The organism is Azonexus sp. GW821-FHT04F04, assembly GCF_059420025.1.
On sequence record NZ_JBWKSX010000002.1, the window covers coordinates 294,116 to 314,593 of the forward strand.

At 60.5% G+C, this 20,478-nt stretch carries 22 protein-coding genes; 9 read left to right on the forward strand and 13 right to left on the reverse strand.

What is annotated here, in order from left to right:
• Window positions 1-214: 214 nt before the first annotated feature.
• The 9 genes from AC07TV_RS06760 to AC07TV_RS06800 all read right to left on the reverse strand — a co-directional run bounded on the left by AC07TV_RS06760 (window position 215) and on the right by AC07TV_RS06800 (window position 7,231).
• Window positions 215-1,546 carry a citrate transporter gene (locus tag AC07TV_RS06760; protein ID WP_494647635.1) on the reverse strand — a complete coding sequence of 444 codons (1,332 nt, stop codon included), beginning with the start codon at window positions 1,544-1,546 and terminating at the stop codon, window positions 215-217.
• Between the two features lie 147 nt (window positions 1,547-1,693).
• On the reverse strand, window positions 1,694-1,963 hold the full coding sequence (locus AC07TV_RS06765; protein ID WP_226498334.1) for an RnfH family protein: 270 nt from the start codon (window positions 1,961-1,963) through the stop codon (window positions 1,694-1,696).
• 11 nt (window positions 1,964-1,974) lie between these two features.
• A complete protein-coding gene (locus AC07TV_RS06770) occupies window positions 1,975-2,646 on the reverse strand; it encodes an electron transport complex subunit E (RefSeq protein WP_494647636.1) in 672 nt (223 codons plus the stop codon).
• A 9-nt stretch (window positions 2,647-2,655) separates the two neighbouring features.
• Window positions 2,656-3,261, reverse strand: coding sequence for an electron transport complex subunit RsxG (rsxG, locus tag AC07TV_RS06775; RefSeq protein ID WP_494647637.1), 606 nt, complete (start codon window positions 3,259-3,261; stop codon window positions 2,656-2,658).
• Between the two features lies 1 nt (window position 3,262).
• The gene (locus tag AC07TV_RS06780; RefSeq protein ID WP_494647638.1) at window positions 3,263-4,360 is read right to left on the reverse strand and encodes an RnfABCDGE type electron transport complex subunit D; all 1,098 of its coding nucleotides are present in this window, start codon (window positions 4,358-4,360) and stop codon (window positions 3,263-3,265) included.
• On the reverse strand, window positions 4,357-5,886 hold the full coding sequence (gene rsxC, locus AC07TV_RS06785) for an electron transport complex subunit RsxC (RefSeq protein WP_494647639.1): 1,530 nt from the start codon (window positions 5,884-5,886) through the stop codon (window positions 4,357-4,359). The genes AC07TV_RS06780 and rsxC overlap by 4 nt, the downstream gene beginning before the upstream one ends.
• A gap of 7 nt (window positions 5,887-5,893) precedes the next feature.
• Complete coding sequence (locus AC07TV_RS06790) at window positions 5,894-6,421, reverse strand: RnfABCDGE type electron transport complex subunit B (RefSeq protein ID WP_494647640.1); 528 nt, start codon at window positions 6,419-6,421, stop codon at window positions 5,894-5,896.
• Window positions 6,422-6,433: 12 nt separating this feature from the next.
• The gene (gene rsxA / locus AC07TV_RS06795; protein ID WP_494647641.1) at window positions 6,434-7,012 is read right to left on the reverse strand and encodes an electron transport complex subunit RsxA; all 579 of its coding nucleotides are present in this window, start codon (window positions 7,010-7,012) and stop codon (window positions 6,434-6,436) included.
• Between the two features lie 57 nt (window positions 7,013-7,069).
• Window positions 7,070-7,231 carry a hypothetical protein gene (locus tag AC07TV_RS06800; protein WP_494647642.1) on the reverse strand — a complete coding sequence of 54 codons (162 nt, stop codon included), beginning with the start codon at window positions 7,229-7,231 and terminating at the stop codon, window positions 7,070-7,072.
• A 44-nt stretch (window positions 7,232-7,275) separates the two neighbouring features.
• On the opposite strand from AC07TV_RS06800, the gene nifL reads away from it, so the two are divergent.
• The 9 genes from nifL to AC07TV_RS06845 all read left to right on the forward strand — a co-directional run bounded on the left by nifL (window position 7,276) and on the right by AC07TV_RS06845 (window position 15,701).
• Window positions 7,276-8,808, forward strand: a complete 1,533-nt coding sequence (nifL, locus tag AC07TV_RS06805; RefSeq protein ID WP_494647643.1) for a nitrogen fixation negative regulator NifL — start codon at window positions 7,276-7,278, stop codon at window positions 8,806-8,808.
• A 19-nt stretch (window positions 8,809-8,827) separates the two neighbouring features.
• Window positions 8,828-10,471, forward strand: a complete 1,644-nt coding sequence (nifA, locus tag AC07TV_RS06810; RefSeq protein WP_494647644.1) for a nif-specific transcriptional activator NifA — start codon at window positions 8,828-8,830, stop codon at window positions 10,469-10,471.
• Between the two features lie 718 nt (window positions 10,472-11,189).
• Window positions 11,190-11,519 carry a (2Fe-2S) ferredoxin domain-containing protein gene (locus AC07TV_RS06815; RefSeq protein ID WP_226498325.1) on the forward strand — a complete coding sequence of 110 codons (330 nt, stop codon included), beginning with the start codon at window positions 11,190-11,192 and terminating at the stop codon, window positions 11,517-11,519.
• Between the two features lie 4 nt (window positions 11,520-11,523).
• Entirely contained in the window at window positions 11,524-11,796 is a 273-nt protein-coding gene (locus AC07TV_RS06820; RefSeq protein WP_494647645.1) for a nitrogen fixation protein NifZ, read from the forward strand.
• A 2-nt stretch (window positions 11,797-11,798) separates the two neighbouring features.
• Window positions 11,799-12,332: a flavodoxin gene (locus tag AC07TV_RS06825; RefSeq protein ID WP_494647646.1), complete on the forward strand. Its 534-nt coding sequence runs from the start codon at window positions 11,799-11,801 to the stop codon at window positions 12,330-12,332.
• Complete coding sequence (locus AC07TV_RS06830) at window positions 12,329-12,634, forward strand: hypothetical protein (protein WP_494647647.1); 306 nt, start codon at window positions 12,329-12,331, stop codon at window positions 12,632-12,634. Before AC07TV_RS06825 ends, AC07TV_RS06830 begins: the two co-directional genes overlap by 4 nt.
• Before the next feature lie 91 nt (window positions 12,635-12,725).
• Window positions 12,726-13,091, forward strand: coding sequence for a hypothetical protein (locus AC07TV_RS06835; protein ID WP_494647648.1), 366 nt, complete (start codon window positions 12,726-12,728; stop codon window positions 13,089-13,091).
• Window positions 13,092-13,533: 442 nt separating this feature from the next.
• Window positions 13,534-15,075, forward strand: coding sequence for a sensor histidine kinase (locus AC07TV_RS06840; protein WP_494647649.1), 1,542 nt, complete (start codon window positions 13,534-13,536; stop codon window positions 15,073-15,075).
• Complete coding sequence (locus AC07TV_RS06845) at window positions 15,072-15,701, forward strand: response regulator (RefSeq protein ID WP_494647650.1); 630 nt, start codon at window positions 15,072-15,074, stop codon at window positions 15,699-15,701. Before AC07TV_RS06840 ends, AC07TV_RS06845 begins: the two co-directional genes overlap by 4 nt.
• A gap of 33 nt (window positions 15,702-15,734) precedes the next feature.
• On the opposite strand, the gene AC07TV_RS06850 is transcribed toward AC07TV_RS06845, so the two are convergent.
• The 4 genes from AC07TV_RS06850 to AC07TV_RS06865 all read right to left on the reverse strand — a co-directional run bounded on the left by AC07TV_RS06850 (window position 15,735) and on the right by AC07TV_RS06865 (window position 20,334).
• Window positions 15,735-16,805, reverse strand: coding sequence for a YVTN family beta-propeller repeat protein (locus tag AC07TV_RS06850; RefSeq protein WP_494647651.1), 1,071 nt, complete (start codon window positions 16,803-16,805; stop codon window positions 15,735-15,737).
• A 28-nt stretch (window positions 16,806-16,833) separates the two neighbouring features.
• The gene (locus AC07TV_RS06855; protein WP_494647652.1) at window positions 16,834-18,594 is read right to left on the reverse strand and encodes a pyrroloquinoline quinone-dependent dehydrogenase; all 1,761 of its coding nucleotides are present in this window, start codon (window positions 18,592-18,594) and stop codon (window positions 16,834-16,836) included.
• Between the two features lie 87 nt (window positions 18,595-18,681).
• Entirely contained in the window at window positions 18,682-19,530 is an 849-nt protein-coding gene (locus tag AC07TV_RS06860; protein WP_494647653.1) for a substrate-binding periplasmic protein, read from the reverse strand.
• A 375-nt stretch (window positions 19,531-19,905) separates the two neighbouring features.
• Complete coding sequence (locus AC07TV_RS06865; RefSeq protein WP_494647654.1) at window positions 19,906-20,334, reverse strand: TOBE domain-containing protein; 429 nt, start codon at window positions 20,332-20,334, stop codon at window positions 19,906-19,908.
• Between the last annotated feature and the right edge of the window lie 144 nt (window positions 20,335-20,478).

Here is a 20,478-nt window from a genome sequence, read left to right on the forward strand (position 1 = left end):
ATACCTGTTCTATCGATTCGGGAGGCGCATTATATGTTTGATTTTCTGTTTTTTATCATGTAGTTAGTATTGTATTTTTGGCACTGGAATGGTGCGCAAAAACAGCTTTGTTTGTCGCAAAGCCGACATGAAAAAAGGCGGCCGAAGCCGCCTTTGATTTTGTTTTTGGCCTTTTTTCCCGGTTGACCGTAGCAAGCCCGGATGACCGCGAGTATTACTGAGCCGGAGCCGGAACCGGGGCTGGCGCTTCGACGGCGACCGGCTCGGCCACTTTCTTGTGGCCGGTATCGGGATGCCAGCCGAGAACCAGCATGAGCACGGCAAAACCGGCAACGTAACCAACCGGCACGTGCCAGCCGTTCTTGACCCACTGCACGGCCGAGCGGGCTTCCGGGTACATGTTGGACAGCGCCACGCCGGCCGAGGAACCGAACCACAGCATCGAGCCACCAAAGCCGACGGCGTAGGCCAGCACGCCCCAGTCGTAGCCACCCTGACGCAAGGCCAGCGCTGTCAGCGGGATATTGTCGAAGACGGCCGAGATGAAACCCAGCGCCAGCGCCGAGACCCAGGAGGCCGGCGGCAACTGTTCGACCGGCATCATCGAAGCGCAGAGCACCAGCGAGAGCAGGAAGATCGAGCCCTTGATGGTTTCGGGCATTAACTCCCAATCATGACGACGCACCGGGATGGTCAGGATGATGGCCACCCAGACCGCGACGCCGATGAACGGGAAGTGATCGGCCAGGTCGGTAAACTTGAGGTTGACCGTGACGTTGGTTCCTACGGCAAAGACAAGCATCAGCGCAACGATGAAAATGCGCCCCCAATCGATATGCGTGTGCGCGTGGCTATGGCGAATGATCGGCGAATAGGCGTGCTGCTGCTTAGCGGCAAAATAGGCCACGATGACCAGCGCCACAACGGCGGCGACATAGGCATCAACAACGACGAGCGGGCTGATGCCGTCGATCCACATCATTGTCGTCGTCGTGTCACCGACCACGGAGCCGGAACCACCGGCATTGGAAGCAGCGACAATCGCTGCCAGATACCCGATATGCACTTTGGCCCTGAACAACTGGTGGGCCATGGCGCCGCCGATCAGGGCGGCGGCGATGTTGTCAAGGAAGCTGGAAAGCACGAAGACCATGACCAGCATAAGAAAGCCGCCCTTCCAGTCATCAGGCAGGAACTTGGGCAGAATCACCGGCACATGGCTCTTTTCGAAATGGCGGGCGAGCAGCGCAAAGCCGGTGAGCAGACAGAACAGGTTGGTCAGCACCACCCACTCATGGCCGAGGTGACCGGCAAAGCCGAGCACACCCGCACCGGTCTTGAAACCGGTGAACACGATCTTGTACAGGGTGATGGTCGCCAGCCCGGTCAGCGCGACGTAGAGGGTGTAGTGGTGAAACAAGGCAACGCCAAGCAGGGTCAGCCCGAAGAGAATGAAATCGATGGGTATACCGCCGACGGTCGGCAGGCTGTCAGCGGCAAAAGCGGAAACCGGCAGCAACAGGAGTGCGGGCAATAAACGATGCATGGCTGTTCTCGTGGATGATGAAATTCTGGTTATTTTTGCTGCAGTTGCGCCCCGAAAAATGTCTTTCGGGATGCGTACTGACCGGCAAGCGACGCCATTGTCGACTGCCCGGCCCGGTTTTTCAAATTCGGATTATCCCGTAGGGGCTCAATCGTCGGCCATATCCTTGCGCGGCACGGTTTCCGGATCGGCGATGATTCCCCGGTAAATCTCGACGCGGTCACCCGGTTTCAAGGCGGCATCAAGTTTGACCAGGCGCCCGAAGACGCCGACTTTCTGCGCCGTCAGGTCAATATGCGGGAATTGCTTGAGAATGCCTGAACGCTCGATGCCCTCAGCCACGGTCGACTCGTCGGGAACCTCGATATTCAGCCAGATTTGCTGGCCCGGTTCGGAATAGGCAACACCGATCTGCATCGTTTTTCTCCTTAGGCCGCAGCCAGTTCGGCTTTTTGTGCCGCACGTTCGTCTATCCGCCGTTCCATCACCCGCTTGCCGGCCAGCAAAAAGCCGAGAATGGCAAAGCCGCCCGGCGGCAGGATCATGAGCAGTGCGCCGCCGTAACCGGGCAGCTTCATTTCAAGAAAAGCGAAGGATGGGCCGAGCAGGTTCGAAGCCTGGGCGAACAGCGTGCCCGAGCCGAGAAATTCGCGAATCAGACCGATGAAGGTCAACGCGCCGGTGAAACCCAGCCCCATGGCCAGCCCGTCGATGGTCGAGGCGACAAACCCGTTCTTCACGGCGAAGGCTTCGGCCCGGCCGAGAATGGCGCAATTGACCACGATCAGTGCAATGAACAGACCAAGCACCTTGTAGAGTTCGTGCAGCCAGGCGTTCATCGCCATGTCGACGATGGTGACCAGCGTCGCAATCAGCACGACGAAGACCGGGATCCGCACCTGCGAACTGACCGTGTGCCGAATCATCGACACGAGAATATTGGAGACGACCAGCACCGCCGTCGTTGCCAGCCCCATGCCGAGACCGTTGGTACCGCTCGTGGTCACCGCCATGGTCGGGCACAGCGCCAGCATCTGCGAGAAAACCACGTTGTTTTCCCACAGGCCATCCTTGAACAACTTGCCGTAAGACTCGCTCATCATCCGCTCCTAGCCCGTGATTTCCGCTTTGTGGGCGGCGAAGAATTCCAGTCCGCCCTTGACCGCCTTGACCACGGCGCGCGGCGTGATGGTCGCCCCGGCAAACTGGTCGAAGACGCCACTATCCTTCTTGACACCCCATTTCTCCGGGGTCGGATCGCCCAGCGACTTGCCGTCGAAATCCTTGATCCACTTGTCTTTCTTGACCTCGATCTTGTCGCCGAGACCGGGCGTTTCGGCGTGCTTGAGCACACGCACACCGAGCGTCTTGCCGTCGGTATCGACCGCCATGAGCACCTGGATGTCACCGGCGTAGCCGCGCTCGGCGACCTTGAACAAGGCTGCCTTGACGACGCCGCCCTGGCGAGCACGGTAGATGGTTATCGTTTTTTCGCCTTTTTTCAGGTCGACCGTATCAGTCAGGAAATCGTTGTCGGCCAAGCCCTGCGGCAACACTTCCGACAGCGAGTCACGCAAATCCTTGGCCTCGGCGGCGGCAATGGCACCGCCTGTGGCATTGGAAGCAAGGGCCAGCGCAGCACTGGCGAGCAGCGCAATAGCGCCGAGCAACAAAGGCTGGTAACCGATCTTTTCGCGGATGGCTTCGAGCTTCATGTCAGGCCCCCTTCCCTTCCGGAATGTCCAGCGGCTTGCCCTTGCGGTCACGGCCGAGGATGCGCGGCTTGATGAAGCGGTCAATGACCGGTGTCAGCGCGTTCATGAGCAACACCGCGAAAGCCATTCCCTCCGGGTAACCACCGTAAGTCCGGATCACCCAGGTCAGGAAGCCGATGCCGAGGCCGAAGACGATCTGTCCGCTGACCGTATTCGGCGAGGTTACGTAATCCGTCGCGATGAAGAAAGCGCCGAGCATCGCCGCCCCTGACAGCAGGTGCGCCGAAACACTCAGGTAATGGGTCGGATCGACGCTGTGGCCAATGGCGGCGGGAATGGCTATCCCGGCCAGAACGGCAGCCGGCGTATGCCAGCTGATGATGCCGACGCCGACCAGATACAGTCCACCGGCCAGGATAAGCAGCGAGGCCGATTCGCCGAAACTGCCAGAGCGCGCGCCGATCCACGACAGCGCCGGTGCATGGTCGCCGGCCAGTGAATGCAGCAAGTCGATGCCGCGCGACAGCTCGGTCTTGGTGTAACCGAGCAGTGAAGCGCTGGCCATGGCATCAGGCTGCGGCAGGCTGGTCAGGAAAATACGCAGGCCGTCGATGAAGTCGGGCGCCGCCAGCGAAGTCAGCGGCAGCGGATAGACCCACTGGGTGAGCGGCACCGGGAAGGAAACGAGCAGCGCGACGCGGGCGACCATGGCCGGGTTGAAGACGTTCTGCCCCACCCCGCCGAACACCTGCTTGCCGATCACGATGGCGATGAAACCGCCAACCACGGCGACCCACCACGGTGCCCAGGGCGGCAAGGTCATCGCCAGCAACCAGCCGGTGAGCAGCGCCGAGCCGTCGAACAGGGTCGCCTTGATGCGGGTGACGCCCATCATCTTGAGCGACAGGGCTTCGAAACCAAGACAGGAGAGAATGGTCAGCAGCCACAGGAAGAAAGCCGGCCAGCCGAACAGCCAGAAGCCGTAGAGCGTGGCGGGCACGAGCGCCATCTGGACGCGGAACATCGTGCGCGTCACCGAGTTGCCGCCATGGGCGTGCGGCGAGGCAACCGGCTGAGCAGTCAAGGCGGCCGTGTTCATGCTGATTCTCCCTGGGTTTCGGCTTTGGCAGCAGCTTCTGCCGCGGCCTTGGCGGCGGCGGCTGCTTCTCGTTCGGCCTTGCGTTTGGCGTTGGCTTCCGCCTTTTCACGGGCCTCACGCTCAAGACGCTCCTGACGTTGCAAGGCCAGTTTCTTGGTTGCATCGCCGCGCAGCTTGGCGCGGTCCTGCGCCGCCAGTTCGCCCTTGGCATGGACGAAATACTGAACCAGCGGAATCTTCGATGGGCAGACATAGGCGCAGCAGCCGCAGGCGATGCAGTCTTTCAGCCCGAGATCGATGGCTTCGCCGTAGGCTTCATTGCGGATGCGCGAACTCATTTCGAGCGGCAGCAGGCCCATCGGGCAGGCCTTGACGCACGAACCGCAGCGGATGCACGGGTTCGGCTCCTGCTCGGCGACCTCGACCGTGTCAAAAGCCAGGATGCCGCTGGTGCCCTTGACCACCGGCACGCGCCAGTGCGGAATCTGCATGCCCATCATCGGGCCGCCCATGACGCGGCGGGCCAGGCCGAGGCCATCGCCCTTGAGGCCACCGGCGAAGGCAATGACCTCTTCGGCCAACGTGCCGACGCGCACCTCGATGTTGCCTGGCCGGCTGGCGCAGTTGCCATTGATGGTGACCAGTCGCGAAATCAGCGGCTTGCCTTCGCGCACGGCCGTGCGCAAGGCGAGCGCCGTGCCGACGTTATGCACGATAACGCCGATGTCGGCCGGACGACCGTCAGCCGGCACTTCTATGCCGGTCAGGACTTGAATGAGTTGCTTCTCCGAACCCATCGGGTAACGGGCCGGCACCGGGCGAATCTGTACCGTGTCAAAACCGGCTGCCGCGGCTTGCATCGCCGCGATGGCTTCCGGCTTGTTGTCTTCGATGCCGACCAGGGCCACCTTGGCACCGGTGGCGTGGAGCATGATGCGGATGCCATCGACGATGCCGGCAGCGGCATCACGCATCAGGCGGTCGTCACACGACAGGTAGGGCTCGCACTCGCCGCCGTTCATGACCAGCGTCGTGACCTTCGCCTTCGAGGCGCCGATCAGCTTGACGGCCGACGGGAAGGCGGCGCCACCCAGACCGACAACGCCGGCCGCGGCCACCCGCTTGCCGATGTCGGCCGGTTCGAGGGCAAACGGATCGTCGCAGCCGTGCAGTTCGATCCACTCGTCGGCGCCATCGGCGTCGAGAATAATCGCCGGCAGCGTCAGGCCGGAGGGATGCGGCGCGGTGATTTCGGTGACGGCAGCAATCGTGCCGGAAGTCGGCGCGTGGATCGGCGCCGAGACCATGCCCTGCGCCTCGGCGATCAGCTCGCCCTTCTTGACCTTCTGGCCAACCAGCACGACCGGTCGGGCCGGCCCGCCAAGGTGCTGCTGCAGCGGCAGGTACAGTCTGGCCGGCACCGGCATGACACGCACCGGCTGATCGGCAGCCGGCCGCTTGTGGTCGTCCGGATGCACACCCCAGTCATCGCCGAGGAAGTGCTTGAAAAGGTTCATGAATCCCATGGCTATCTCACACAGCGGCAGGTTTGGGCATCACCCAGTGTTGCAAGGTGACCGGCACCGGTTTCATGACCAGTGCCTCGGTCGGGCATTTTTCGATGCAGCTCGAACAGCCGGTACAGGCTTCGCGGAAGACGTTATGCACCTGCTTGGCGGCGCCGATGATGGCGTCGGTCGGGCAGACCTTGCTGCAGCGGCAGCAGCCGATGCACAGTTCTTCGGAAACAACGGCGATCTTCGGGCCTTCGTCGGACATGCCCGAGAGATCGACTGTCAGGCCCAGCTTGGCGGCGATGGCCGTGGCCAGCGACTTGCCGCCTGGCGGGCAGCAGGTGGGCGGGGCCGAACCATCGACGATGGCTTCAGCGGCGCCGGAACAGCCGGGGAAGCCGCATTGCCCGCAATTGGAGCCGGGCATCATGGCGATCAGCTCCTCGACAACCGGATTGCCTTCGACCTTGAGCAACTTGTTGGCAATGCCGAGGATGATGCCAAGCGCGGCACCGAGGAGCGTCAGACTGAGGACGGCGGCGATCATGGTCATGCCTCCTTAAACGTTGAGACCGGAAAAGCCCATGAAGGCCAGGGCCAGCAGGCTGATGGTGACGAACGAAATCGGCGCACCGGCGAAGGCACCGGGCACCCGGGCCAGCGCGATGCGTTCACGCAGCCCGGCAAAAATCAGTAGCACGATGGTGAAACCGAGCGCCGAGCCGAAACCGTAGAGCAGACTCTTGAACAGGCTGAACTTCTGTTCAACGTTGAGCAGCGCAACGCCGAGCACGGCGCAGTTGGTGGTGATCAGCGGCAGGTAGATGCCGAGCGACTGGTAGAGACCGGGACTCGACTTCTTGATGAACATTTCGGTGAATTGGACGACCGAAGCGATGACCAGAATGAACGAGAGGATGCGCAGGTAACCCAGCCCGAGCGGCTGCAACAGCCAGTTGTCGAGCATCCACGACGCGCCGGCCGCCAGGGTGATGACAAAGGTCGTTGCCAACCCCATGCCGAGGGCGCTGTCCACGCTCTTCGAAACGCCCATCACCGGACAGAGTCCAAGGAACTTGATGAGCACCACGTTATTGACCAGCGCGGTGGAAAGCAGCAGTAGGAGAAATTCGCTCATGGTGGTGGGGTCCGGTTTTTTCACTGACCTCACTGCATAAGCCATGCCAATCTGCATTCAGGGGACAAAACCCCACGCTGATGCGCCATCCACAGCCACCGCACCAAGTCGGTGCGCTTCTGCAAAGACAAAATGTCGTAAAGGCGACAGCAATTCGTCGCATTTCCCCCGAAACCCATGCAGCAAGCCGTGATTGGCCCTGAAATCAAAGCGCGGCATGGAATCTGCTAATAAATAAAAAACGTTTATTGAGGAGCCTTTCGATGTCGGCCACACCGCTTGCCCAAGCCCGCGCCAATACGGCGCAGGAAACCGCACTGCCACCGGAAGCTTATAGCCAGGCCGTCGACCAGGCCGACCTGGCGATATCGATTACCGACGCCAGGGCCAATATCCTGTTTGCCAATGAAGCCTTCACCCGCGTCACCGGCTACAGCAAGGAAGAGATTGTCGGCAAGAACGAATCGACACTGTCCAATCACACCACCCCGCCCGAACTCTACAAGGCCATGTGGGCCGACCTCTCGGCGCAGAAGCCGTGGGCTGGCAAGCTGCTCAACAAGCGCAAGGATGGCGGGCTGTATCTGGCCGAACTGAGCATTTCTCCGGTCGTCGATGCCGACGGCAAGACCACGCATTTTGTCGGCATGCACCGGGACATTACCGAGATGCATCGTCTCGAACGCCTGGTCCGCAACCAGAAACACCTGATCGAATCGGTCGTCGACGCCGCGCCGATGGCTTTCGCCCTGCTCGACCCGACCGGCCGCGTCGTTCTCGACAACCAGGAATACAAGAAAATGGTCAGCGACCTGCGCCTCAAGGAGCCGGCCCACACCATTCTCGACAGTTTGCTCCCGAGCTGGCGCGATACCCTGGCCGACCGTCCGCAGGAATGCCTGGTGAACCAGCGCGAAGCGCGCATCGACCGCGCCGCCGGCCGGCCACGCTGGCTCTCGGTCACCTCGTCGATCATCGACATGCACAGCGACTGCGCCGACAGCTATTTCTGCGCCGACGGTCAGCCCGGCTTGCTCGTCGTGATGTCCGACATCACCAGCCTGCGCGACGAACAGGAACGCGCCCGCGCCTCGGCCCTGCAGGCGGTACTGGCCGAGGAAGAACGCACGGCGGCAATTCGCGAAGGTCTGTCGGCGGCGATCTTCCGTCTTGAAGAGCCAATGAACGTCATGACTTCGGCCATCTCGGTACTTCAGCGCCGCGATCCGGCCAGCGCCGCGATGTTGCAGCAAGCCCTGAGCGGCAGCCGCGAGCATCTCGAAACGCTGCGCCAGGTCATTCCGCAAGGCCAGCATGAAATCGTCGTCAGCCTAAACATGAATGAAATCCTGCGCGACGTGCTCGAAGTCAGCACACCGCGCCTGCTCTCGGCGGGAATCACCGTCGACTGGCAACCGGCTTCGACTCTGCCGCCGATGCTCGGTCGCCCGCTGCAGTTGCGCATGCTGTTCAAGGCGCTGGTCGACAACGCCATCGAGGCCATGAACATCAAGGGCTGGAAGCGCCGCGAGCTGTCGCTGGTCAGCGCGCTGCGCGACGACTGCATCGTCGTTTCCGTCATCGACAGCGGCCCCGGCATTCCGCACGAATGGCGGCACAAGGCTTTCGAGCCCTTCTTCACGGCCAAGGGCGGCAGCGGCAAGCACATCGGCACCGGCCTGTCGCGTGCCCAGCAGGTGGTTGCCGACCATGGCGGCATCATCGATCTCGATGACAGCCCGAGCGGTGGTTTGGCGGCGATCGTCGAATTCCGCGTCGACGGCGACCCGATCTGAGAAGAACAACGAGAACAGCATGCACGAACACATCATTCACTCCCATACCGACGAATGCCCGCCGCCGGGCGGCTTCTGCCGAACGCACGAGCTCAACATCCAGCTGCTGGCGGCGCTCTACGCCGTCAGCCGGGTACTCAGCCGTTCGCTCGACTTCAACGAAACGCTGCGCGACGTGCTGCGCGTGCTGCACGACGAGGCGGGCCTGACCCGCGGCCTGATCAGCGTGCTTGATCCGGAAACCGGCAAACTCAACATCCGCACCATCTACACGCCGGAAGGCCCGATCCTCGACGACAACCAGTACGGCCCGGGCGAAGGGATCATCGGCCTGATCCTCGAAAAACCGCGCACCATCAAGCTGGTCCGCGTTGCCGACGAACCGCGCTTCCTGAATCGCACGCAAATCTATTCACCGGAACTGCCTTTCATCGCCGTGCCGATCAAGGTCGGCGGCGACCTCAAGGGCGTCCTCGCCGTCCAGCCCGAAGCGCCAGAAGACGGCCTGCTCGAGGAACGCGCCCAGTTCGTCGAAATGGTCTCCAACCTGATCGGCCAGAGCCTCAGCCTGTCGATGGCGGTCGCCCAGGAAAAGTCGTCGCTGCTCGAAGAGCGCGACCTGCTGCGCCGTACCGTTCGCCATCAGTTCGGCTTCGACAGCATGGTCGGCCGCTCGGCCGTGATGCGCCGGGTTTTCGATCAGGCGCGCATGGTCGCCAAGTGGAACACGACCGTGCTGATCCGCGGCGAAACCGGCACCGGCAAGGAACTGATCGCCAACGCCATTCACTACAACTCGCCGCGCGCCCGCAATGCGCTGGTCAAACTGAACTGCGCGGCACTCCCGGAAAACCTGCTCGAATCGGAACTCTTCGGCCACGAACGCGGCGCCTTCACCGGTGCCGTCGAAGCGCGCAAGGGACGTTTCGAACAGGCCCATGGCGGCACGCTGTTCCTCGACGAAATCGGCGAAGTCTCGGCCGCCTTCCAGGCCAAGATGCTGCGCATCCTGCAGGAAGGCGAATTCGAGCGCGTCGGCGGCAGCAAGACGATCAAGGTCGACGTCCGCATCATTGCCGCGACGCACCGCGACCTCGAAACCGCCGTCGAAATGGGCGATTTCCGCGAAGACTTGTTCTATCGCCTCAACGTCATGCCGCTCTTCCTGCCGCCGCTACGCGAACGCATCGAGGACATTCCCGAAATCGCCCGTCACCTGCTGACCAAGATCGGCAACGACCAGAAACGCAAGCTCAAGCTGACCGACATGGCCAACCGCCGGCTGGCCAACCACGAGTGGCCGGGCAACGTCCGCGAACTGGAAAACTGCCTCGAACGCGCGGCGGTGCTCTCCGACGACGGCAACATCGACGTCGATCTGATCCGCTTCCCCAGCGTCCGCGAACGCACCACCCCGCGCCCGATCCGCGCTACTGCCAGCGCCCCGCCGGAGAATTTCCACCGTCCGGCGGTCAACCCGAATTCCGGGGGAAATTCCGAAGTCGACATCGATGACCCGAACCTGTCGGAAAAGGAACGCGTCATTGCTGCGCTGGAACAGGCGGGCTGGGTGCAGGCCAAGGCGGCGCGCATTCTGGGGATGACGCCGCGGCAGATTGCCTATCGGATTCAGACGCTGAATATTGAGGTGAAGCAGTTCTGATTCGGGTTTCTGGTTAATTGGCTTGGGGTTCCGCCTTGCTGGCGGGCGTACTTTTTCTTGCTTCGCCAAGAAAAAGTAGCCAAAAAGAAGGCGACCCCGAGGGCGGCGCCGGCTACGCCGGTCCCTTGCGCTACTCGGCAGGCCGGGCGGCTTGCTAAACTCGCCTTCGGCTCAGACAACGCAAGCCGAAGGCCCCCGGCCCGCCTGCGTTGCTCAGCGCCTTCCACGGGGACCCCAAAAACGTCCACGTTCAGCCGTTACTCGAAAAAAACAGGTTTCCACGGTCAACCGGAAAAAAGCCAAAAAATGAAATCCGCAGGTTCAGCGTGGACGCCTTACCGGGCCCCTTGGGAGGTGCCGAGCAACGCAGGAAGGCCGGGGGCAGTCGGCGAGGACTGTTTGAGGGGCGAAGCCCCGAGTTCCGCAGCCGCCCGGCCTTCCGAGTAGCGCAGGGAACCGGCGAAGCCGGCACCGACCCAGGGTCGCCTTTTCTTTGCTTACTTTCTTTTGGCGAAGCAAAAGAAAGTAAGACGCCCCTCAAGGGCGGAACCCCATGCCAATAGAAGCGGAAAGCAAAAAACAAAAACATCAATTTGCCACCCCAAAACCATTTTTGTCGCAAACACGACACACCAACCAAACACAACACATTGAATTAATTAATATTTAAAGCTGGCACTCCCCTTGCAATAGCTTAAGCATCAACCAGGAGAGCTCCATGCCAAAACCGAAGAAACACGTACTCGTCTGCGTCCAGGGGCGCCCTGCCGGCCATCCGCGCGGCTCTTGTCAGGAAAAGGGCTGCGGCGCCACCTGGCAGGCGTTTTCCGATGAATTCACCGCCCGCAACCTGTGGGCCTCGGGCTTCGCGCTGACCAACACCGGCTGCCTCGGCCCCTGCCACCTCGGCCCAAGCGTGCTGGTCTATCCGGAAGGCATCATGTACACCGGCGTCAAGCCGGAAGACGTCGGCGTCATCATCGACGAGCACCTGATGTTCGATCAACCGGTCGAGCGCCTGCTGGCGCCGCCTGACGTCTGGGCCTGAGATCATGGAAACCGCTCAGCAATATCACATCGGCGACATGGTCTTCGCGGCTGAAGACATCTTCAACGATGGCGGCATGCCCGGCTTCGAAGATGAAGAAGCCTTGATCGTTCCCTCCGGCCTGCGCGGCGTCGTCGTCCATTTTGGCGTGGCCGAAATGGACGAAACCAAGGAAATCTATCTGGTCCAGTTTGAAAACGGCCCGGATGGCAGCCTCGGCGCCCCAATTGGTTGCCTGCCCGACGAGTTGACGCAGGATTCCACGGTCAACCAGTAAAAATGGCCAAAATCGGAATCTTCTTCGGCACCGACACCGGCCGCACCCGGCTGATCGCCAAGCAGATGGCGAAAAAGCTGGGTGACGCGGCTGACGCCCCAGTCAACATCGGCCGGACGACGCTTGAAGATTTTCTCGCCTACGATGCGCTCATCGTTGGCAGCCCGACGCTCGGCGATGGCGAGTTGCCCGGCCAGTCGGTCGGCCTCAGCCAGCCAAGTTGGGAGGAGTTCCTGCCGCAACTGGCTGACGCCGACCTGTCCGGCAAGACCATCGCCATCTTCGGCCTCGGCGACCAGAAGAAATACGCCGAAGAATTTGTCGACGCCATCGGCCTCATCCACGACGCCGTAGTCGCCCGCGGCGCCCGTGTTGTCGGCCGCTGGCCCACAGCCGGCTACGACTTCACCACCTCGCAGGCGGTTGATGGCGACGACTTCCTCGGCCTGGCCCTCGATCAGCATCACCAACCACTGCTGACCGAAGAGCGCGTCAACACCTGGCTGGCCCAAATCCAACCGGAGCTACTGCCATGAACGCCAATCCCTGGGCCGCCCCCAAATCGCGTGAAATCCGCCGCGTCCTCATCTCGCTCGACGAGCGCATCGCCCAGGCCTGCGACATCGAGCCGGACGCCGGCGACGATCCGCACATTGTTACGCTGCGCCACGCCGAAATCGCCACCCTGCGCGCCCATGTTTACCTGCACGGCCAGCGCAGCGGCACCTACGGCATTTTCTACGAGTACCCGCACCCGGTTCCGGGCATTCTGGAAAGCGAAGAAAACCTGCCGCTACCCAAAGTACTGGCCAGCCTCGCCCTCCATTTCGACGCCTGATTGCCACAATCCGGCCAGCCCTAACCTATTCCTGCCCCCACCCTCCGCCATGAACTCCTTGCCCGGAAACTTCAGCCCCAGCACCAGCAATTTGGTCAAAGAACCCGGTTGCAAAGGGGGCACCCCGGATGCGCGAATCTGGCAGGAAGATCTGCCCGCCGAATGGTTGAACGCCGTCGAAGCGCCGCTCTATTACGCCCACTACCGCGAATACGAAATCAGCGCCGAGCGCGCCGTTGGCTACGATGGCGACGACAAGCCCTGCTTCACCTGCCATCGTTTTCTGCTCACCCAAACCAGCACCGGCGAGACAATTCAACCGGTAGTCACTTTCAGCGAACGGATATCGGCCTGGCGCCTGCGTGACGATCGCTGGCTGGTCTTCCGGCGCAACAGCGCCAACCACGGCAGCGAACCGGCCAGCTTCTACGCCTTCAGCAGTACCATGCCGCGCTAAGGCCACGCGCCTCCGGCACCAACCCCAGTCCCTTGAGGACGGCGCCAAAGAACCCTCGCCGAACGCTCTCTCGATAGGGTTTCGCCCCGTTGCCGTCAGCCGGCGGCGCGACTCTTTCGCACAAAACCGCGGTACCGCTGGGTTCCACGGTCAACCGGAAAAAATACCCAAAATCGAAATCCACCGATCGAGCTCCGGCCAATAAAAGGTTCCTCTTGACCAACAATTGTCGAACGACCGGTGGGGCCTGAAGAGACATGCGGTTTGCTGGTGGAATATGTCCCGTGTTGAAGGCGAATCCGACATCCAGGCTGTAGCCTCACATCGGTCAAATTAGTCAAAACTGCAAGCACCCGCTGCCGCTGCAGCGGGAAACTCATCACGCATCATCCTTGTCGGTCCTTTGCTCAAGGTGTGCTGTTTCTCCTGTTTGCCGATCGGATTGAAAGAAAGAGAACCCTCTGGTGCACTCCACAAAGTGGAAAATTGCGCGCACCTGCCCAACTTTACGTCGGGCAATTTACCCGACAGTTTTGAGGCATGCTATGTCCACATCGACGATTACCGCCTGACCATGTTCGCCTCACCCCCCTTGCGTCCACTTAACCTCAAGCGCCATCTCCTTGTTCGCGTCAGCCTGTTTGCCCTGATCGTGCTTTTCGTCGGGGCCGCAGTGACGCTGCTCGAAGCCCGCTATCGTATCCGCAGCGACATTCAGCGCACGGGCATTGCCATCCGCCTGCTTATCGCCGACGAGATCAATCGCAATTACTCGGTCTACAACGCGCCCCTGGCCGAGCTCAACCTCGACTTGGCCGCCTTAAAGGCGATCGGGCAAGTGCTCAATTTCTGCATCGAGATGACCGATTTCCATAGCCATACCATGTACCGGCAATGTTTTGCCGAAGCAACCAAGCTGCCCGGCCCCGTGGACGACTTCATGCGCAGGGTAATCGGCAGCGATATGGTATATCGGGACAGTATTGGCCATTATCCGGGCATCACCGCCGGGCAACTGGTGGTCACGCCCAATTACGGCAGCGAAGTGCAGGAATTGGCTCGGAAGCTTGGCAACCTCCTAGCGGTCAGCGTGATGATTTTGCTCCTCAGCTTTTTCGTATATCGCCCGGTACGCAATGCCCTGGCACCTTCGGAGGCCATTCTTGGCACCCTCAGACGAATGGAGCAAGGCGATCTCAGCGCCCGCATGCCGAACTTCGCTCTGATTGAGCTGAACAGCATCGGCGAGGGCTTCAACCATTTGGCCAACCGTCTGGAAAGCACTATCCATAGCCAGCAGCGCCTGGCGCACCGATTGCTGTCGGTACGTGAGGAGGAACGCCGGCACCTGGCCAGGGAGCTCCACGATGAATTTGGTCAGTATCTGGCTTCCCTCAATGCCGAAGCAGCCTTTGCCCGGGAGCTGGCCGACGAAGCCGTACCTGCCCTACGTCCCTGCGCGGACTCCATCGTTAAGACCGTCGAGCACATGATGGAAGCCCTGCAACAGATTCTCCATCGCTTGCGGCCCATCGGCCTCGAAGAATTCGGGCTGCTGCCCAGCCTGGAACAGTTGATCACGGGCTGGAATCAGCGGTGCAGGGATACCCGTTTCACGCTCGACGCCGACCCGGTCCTTGGCGACTTGCCGAACAACATCAACGTCAGCCTCTACCGAATTATCCAGGAGAGCATCACCAATGCCGTGCGACATGGCCAGCCGGATCGGGTCGAGGTAATACTGCAGCGCCGGCCAGCAGGCCTGGTGCTGGAGATTCGCGACGACGGCCAGGGCAGTGCCTCCCGTGAAAGCTCCGACAAGTCCGGAAAGCCGGGCGGCTTCGGGCGGCTGGGCATGGAAGAACGGGTCCTGGCCTTGGGCGGCACTCTGAGCATCCTGCCGGCACCGCCGCGAGGAACCCTCGTCAGCGTCTCCCTGCCTTTGGCGGGCGCCGATGAAACCGCCGGGGAGGAAGTGTCATGATCCGCATTCTCCTGGTCGACGACCATGCCGTCGTCCGCGAAGGCTATCGCCGGCTCCTCGAACGCCGCGCCGACCTGCGCGTCGAGGCTGAGGCCGATTCCGCCGAAGAGGCTCTGCAACGACTGCGTGAATTCGAGCCCGACCTGATCATTCTCGACTTGTCGCTACCGAACATGGGCGGCATCGAACTCACCCGCCGTGTACTTCAGCGCCAGCCTGATGCCCGTATCCTGGCCTTCAGCATGCATCGCGACCCGCTTTTCGCGGCACAGGCCATCCGTGCCGGCGCCCTCGGCTACGTGACCAAGAGCAGCAGTCCGGATGTGCTCATCCAGGCCGTGTACAAGGTCGCCCGCAAGGAAAAAGTACTGAGCCCGGACATCGCGCCCGAGATGGCCTTGATTCTGCTGCAGGGTGAGAGCAATCCGGCGGAAGAGCTGAATCCGCGGGAATTCGAAATCCTCCGCCTGCTTCTTGATGGCCTTGGCGTCGAGGAAATCGGCAACATCCTCAGTATCAGTCCCAAAACCGTGCAGAACGTTCACTACCAGATCAAGGCCAAGCTGGGCGTCAGGACGGATATTGAACTCGCCCGCTTGGCCATGAAGCTCAAACTGATCGATTAGCCTGACTGGCAGGATTTCGGTGAGCCTGCGGCCTCAAGGCTGATCGAGGCTGCCAAACGCCTTCGGATAAGTGACTATGCCCCAGGGCATGCCCTTGTTGGCAATGCGCTTGGTCACTTCCAGCTTGTCGGCATCGATCACGATCACCTCGTCGGAACGACCGCAAGTCAGCAGGATCTGTTTGTCATCCGGGGTGAAAGTGAAGTGCCAGCAACGCTCGCCACTCTGGATGTCCTTGATTTTCTCAAGGGACGTGGCATCAAAAACCTGCAGCGTATTGGCCCGCGACGCGGCGACGAAAATGCGCTGACCAGACCGATCGAAGGCAACGCCGTAGGGCGTCTTGCCAGTTTCCACCGTCTTGATCGGGTCGAGCTTGTCATCGAGAACGAGGAGCTTGTTGCCGAATTCGAGCGTCGCAACATAGTGCTTGCCATCCGGTGACACCTTGATGCCGCGCGGCCGGTCGCCGTATTTGCTGGTCGGGACGGTTTTGAGCAGTTTGCCGCTGCGGATGTCATGCAAGGTAATAGTGTTGTCGGCCTCGTTGGTGACGATCATCCGTTTGCCGTCAGGCGTGAACTCGATGCCTTCGGTTTCCGGGCCGCTGGTGATTTCCTTGAGCAGCTTGCCTTTCCTGATATCGACAATGGCGATGCGGGCCGGAACCTTGTCATCATCGTCGTCTTCCTTGACCACGGCTGCGCCGGGCATGGGCGGCGGGCCGCCCTTGGAACTGGGTTCGTAAGTAACAAAGGCCTTGTCGCCGAGAACGCGGACGAATTCCGGATTCTTGCCGATCTTGACCTGCTTGATGACCTTGCGGGTGGCCAGGTCGATGATTGAAACGTTGGCGTCATCCTTGTTGGCAGTGACCAGATACTTGCCGTCGGCCGTGACGCCGATGCCGCGCGGCCCCTTGGCCCCGACGTCGAAGGAGCCGGTCAGTTCGAGTGTCGCCAGATCAAGGACGCCGATGCCGCCATTCTGGTTCGAGATATAGGCCACGCCTGCTGTCTGGGCCTGGGCTGCAGAGGCAATGCCCAAGGCAAGCAGGGCGGCGCAGATGAGTTTTTGGGGTTTTCCGATCGACTTCATTTTCATCACAATCACTCCGATTCGTCCATGCACTTTAGTTTTTCAGCTTATAGACCTGGAACGTATCTCCGGTCTTGTATCCAAAAATCTGATTGCCGCCGGAAGCGACCGCCACGTACTGAACACCATCAATCTGATAAGTAATGGGAGGAGCATTTACTCCGGCGTCCAATTGATCGCTCCACAACACTTGGCCGGTCGTGGCGTCATAGGCATTGAAATCCCCCTCGCCCTCGCCCATGAAGACGAGATTGCCCTCCGTCGCCAACAAGCCGCCCACCAATGGCTGCTCTGTCTTGCGTTGCCACTTGACCTTCCCCGATGCCAGATCAATCGCCGACAACACGCCCCAACGCGGGACATCCATCAGTGGTTCAAGTGTCGTGTATTCCACGGCAGGCTTGCTTGGCGAGGCGGGAATGACCCGCTTGGTGTATTTGACCGGCCAGTGGATCGCCGGTACATACGCAACCAGCTTCTTCACGTCCACGGAAGTCGGCGACCAACTAACCCCCCCAAGCACGCCGGGCAAGATCACCTGGCCTTCCGGAGTTGGGTTGGTAAAGGTATTTTGGTGTGCCACGAACTCATCCGATTTGAGTAGCAACTCGCCGGTCAGGCGATTATGAATATAGTACCAGCCGATCTTGGCGGCCTGGCCTACAGCAGGTACTAGTTTTCCCTTATGGGGGTAATCGAACAGGACCGCCGGGCTGGCCACGTCATAGCCCCACTGGTCGTGCGGCACCTGCTGGTAATGCCAGCGAATTTTTCCGGTATTGACGTCCAAACAAACCAAGGAGACCGTATATAGGTTATCTCCAGGTCTTGAAGTGCCATCCATCTGGGGGGATGGATTGCCGGTACCGAAGTACAACAAACCATTCTTGGCATCTATCGCCGGAGTGGACCACGCCGAGCCGCCACCATACTTGGCCGCCTCGGAATACTTCGACAAATCTGCCCGTTCCTTCTCGATATCCCGATGAAGAGTTATGCCATCGGGCGTCGTTTGACTGAATTCACCCTCCCAATTGACTTGGGCGATCGTGTCGAACTGCCAGACGCGCTTGCCAGTATTCACATCAAACGCTGCCAGGAATCCTGACCGTCCATAATTGCCGGCGAAGCCGACAACCGTACCAAGCGGCGTGCCATCCCGGTCGGAATCCAAATGCAGGCCAAAGCCAACGCCAGTCACCCCGATGAGCACCTTGCCCAGGTAAACCACGGGCGCCATGGCGATCCCGACACCGGATTGGCCAGCAATGCCGGCCTTTCTGAGAGGGTCGGAATCCTTCAGGGAAGCGATGGACTCGCTTTTGACGCTACCGCCGTCCGCCACTTCAATATCCCAAAGAACTTTTCCCGACCTCGCATCCAGTGCGATCAGACGGGCATCCACGGTGCCGATGAAGACCTTGCCATCAGCGACCGCTACACCACGATTCGCCGGGCCGCAGCACATTGGATAATCCTTTTTGCGCCGATGGTCATAGCGCCACAACTGTTTTCCTGTAACGGCATCCAGCGCGACGACATGATTGAATGGCAGAGACAAGAATATGGTGCGATCAACCATGATGGGCGTCGCCTGAAACGTCGCCTTGATTCCACTCTGGTAAGTCCACGCCCTGCTCAGCTTATTCACATTCCCAGTGTTGATCTGGTCAATCCCGGAATACCTCCGGTTGCTGTGATCCAAACCATAAGTTGGCCAGTCGATATCGCCAGCAAAGACTGGCGTGAGAACGAAGGTAGCAACCATCAATAACAGATGTTTATATAAGCGCATTTTTTGAGCCCAGGTATTGGTAATTCTCTGAACGGCTGCAACAGGAGTCTTGCAGCCATTCGTCGCGTGCCCGCCGAGCGGACAGTGTCAGCGTGTGTGCAAGGTCACCCCGTGACGCTTGAAAATCGCGGCCACCGTGCCATCCTTCTGCAATTCCGAAAGAGCGCCGGACAATGCGGCTGCGAGGTCATCCGCCTCGGCCTTGACGGCCATGCCGATAGGCCAGCTCTTCGGGCTCAGCTCGCCGAGCTTAGCCTCGTCGATGGCAAAGCGGGTGTCGCCGGCGAGGGCGCCATCGAGTTCACCGAGCGGCGCCATGATGGCCGAAATGCGGTCTTCGCCGAGTGCCTTGGCGGCCTCTCTGATTGAAAGAAAATGCACGACATTCGAGCGTAGCCTGCCATGCAGCACGCTTCCGAGAAAGGAGGCGGCCAGCGTGTCGACTTCGACGCCAATTTTCTCGCGGGTGAACACTTCGAGCGCGACCGCTGCCGAACCGCTGGGGGCCGGAATGCGCTTGGCGACCCGTGCCATCCCCATCACTTCGTGATGATAGGGGGCAAAAATACGCACTTTGTCGTTGGCCTTGGCGAATTCCGCATCGACCGGCACGCGCATCATCACGTCGGCCGGATTGCCGCGCAGATAGTGGCCTTTCCAGACCATGTTGCGCAGGTCGTCGTTCATGTCCTCGCCAACCATGAAGCCGATGATCTCGGCCTGGAGCCCGAGTTTGGCGGCCAGGGCCTGACCGAGTTCGACGTCAATGCCTTTTCCCGCATCGGAATAAGGGGGGAAATTATTGTAGACGGCGACTTGCAGACGGCCACGCTTGCGGATGTTGTCCATCTGCTCGTCGGCCTGCACCGGGGAAAGGCAGATGAGCAGCAAAGCGGCAAACGCCAGAAAGAAATGGCGGCGGTTGGAACATGTCATACGTTTTCTCCGGAATGTTGAATGGGGTTGCGTGCTGTTAGTCCGGATTCTAGGGATATCAACGCGGGACGGAAGCGCCCGGCGAGGGGGCGGGCAAAATCGGCGCTCACGTCGGGCAAATTGCCTGCCAGCGGCCCCGTTGTCGCTTCCGAGCCGGGGTCAATCACGATCCTGCCGATATAGGTGCCAGAAATTCGCTGGTTAGCGTCGATAAGAAGCGATGGGCAATCGGGTGATATTCCGCACCGATCCGAACAGATTCTGGATTCCTACGGTCAACCGGAAAAAATGGCCAAAATTGAAATCTGCCGTTCCAAACCGGGCGCAACAAAAAGGCGGTCGAACGACCGCTTTTTTGTTGCCTGAGTCAGGCAATCAGGCCGGAATGCCCAGAATAACGTGGCTGGCCTTGATCAGAGCCGAGGCTTCGCTGCCCTCTTTCAGGCCAAGCTCCATGACCGCCTCGTTGGTCACCACGGAGTAGACCGTCGTGCCGCCCGGCAAGGAAATCGCGACTTCGGTATTTACCGCGCCTTTTTGCAGCTTGCTGACTTTTCCCGCCAACTGGTTGCGGGCCGAGAATTTGACGTTGGCCGGGCCGGCCAGCAGCATGACCCACGGCGCCTTGACGTAGGCAACCGCTTCCTTGCCGACGGCCAAGCCGAGCGATTTGACGCTGCCCTCTGTCACGATTGCGACAATTTTGTCGCCACCGGGCATGGTGAGTTCGACTTCGGCGTTGACCGTACCGTCTACCAAAGCGGTGATTTTTCCCTTGAATACATTGCGGGCGCTGACGTTCATGCTGTTCTCCTTGCTGGTTTGAGGGGACTGGCCCGCTTTTCGCTATATACCTGCACAACTAACGCTTTTTCGTCGGGTTGCCTACACTCTAGCCGCTGCCGTCTTGTCATCACAACCACAACGGCGGACTATTTTACGGATATT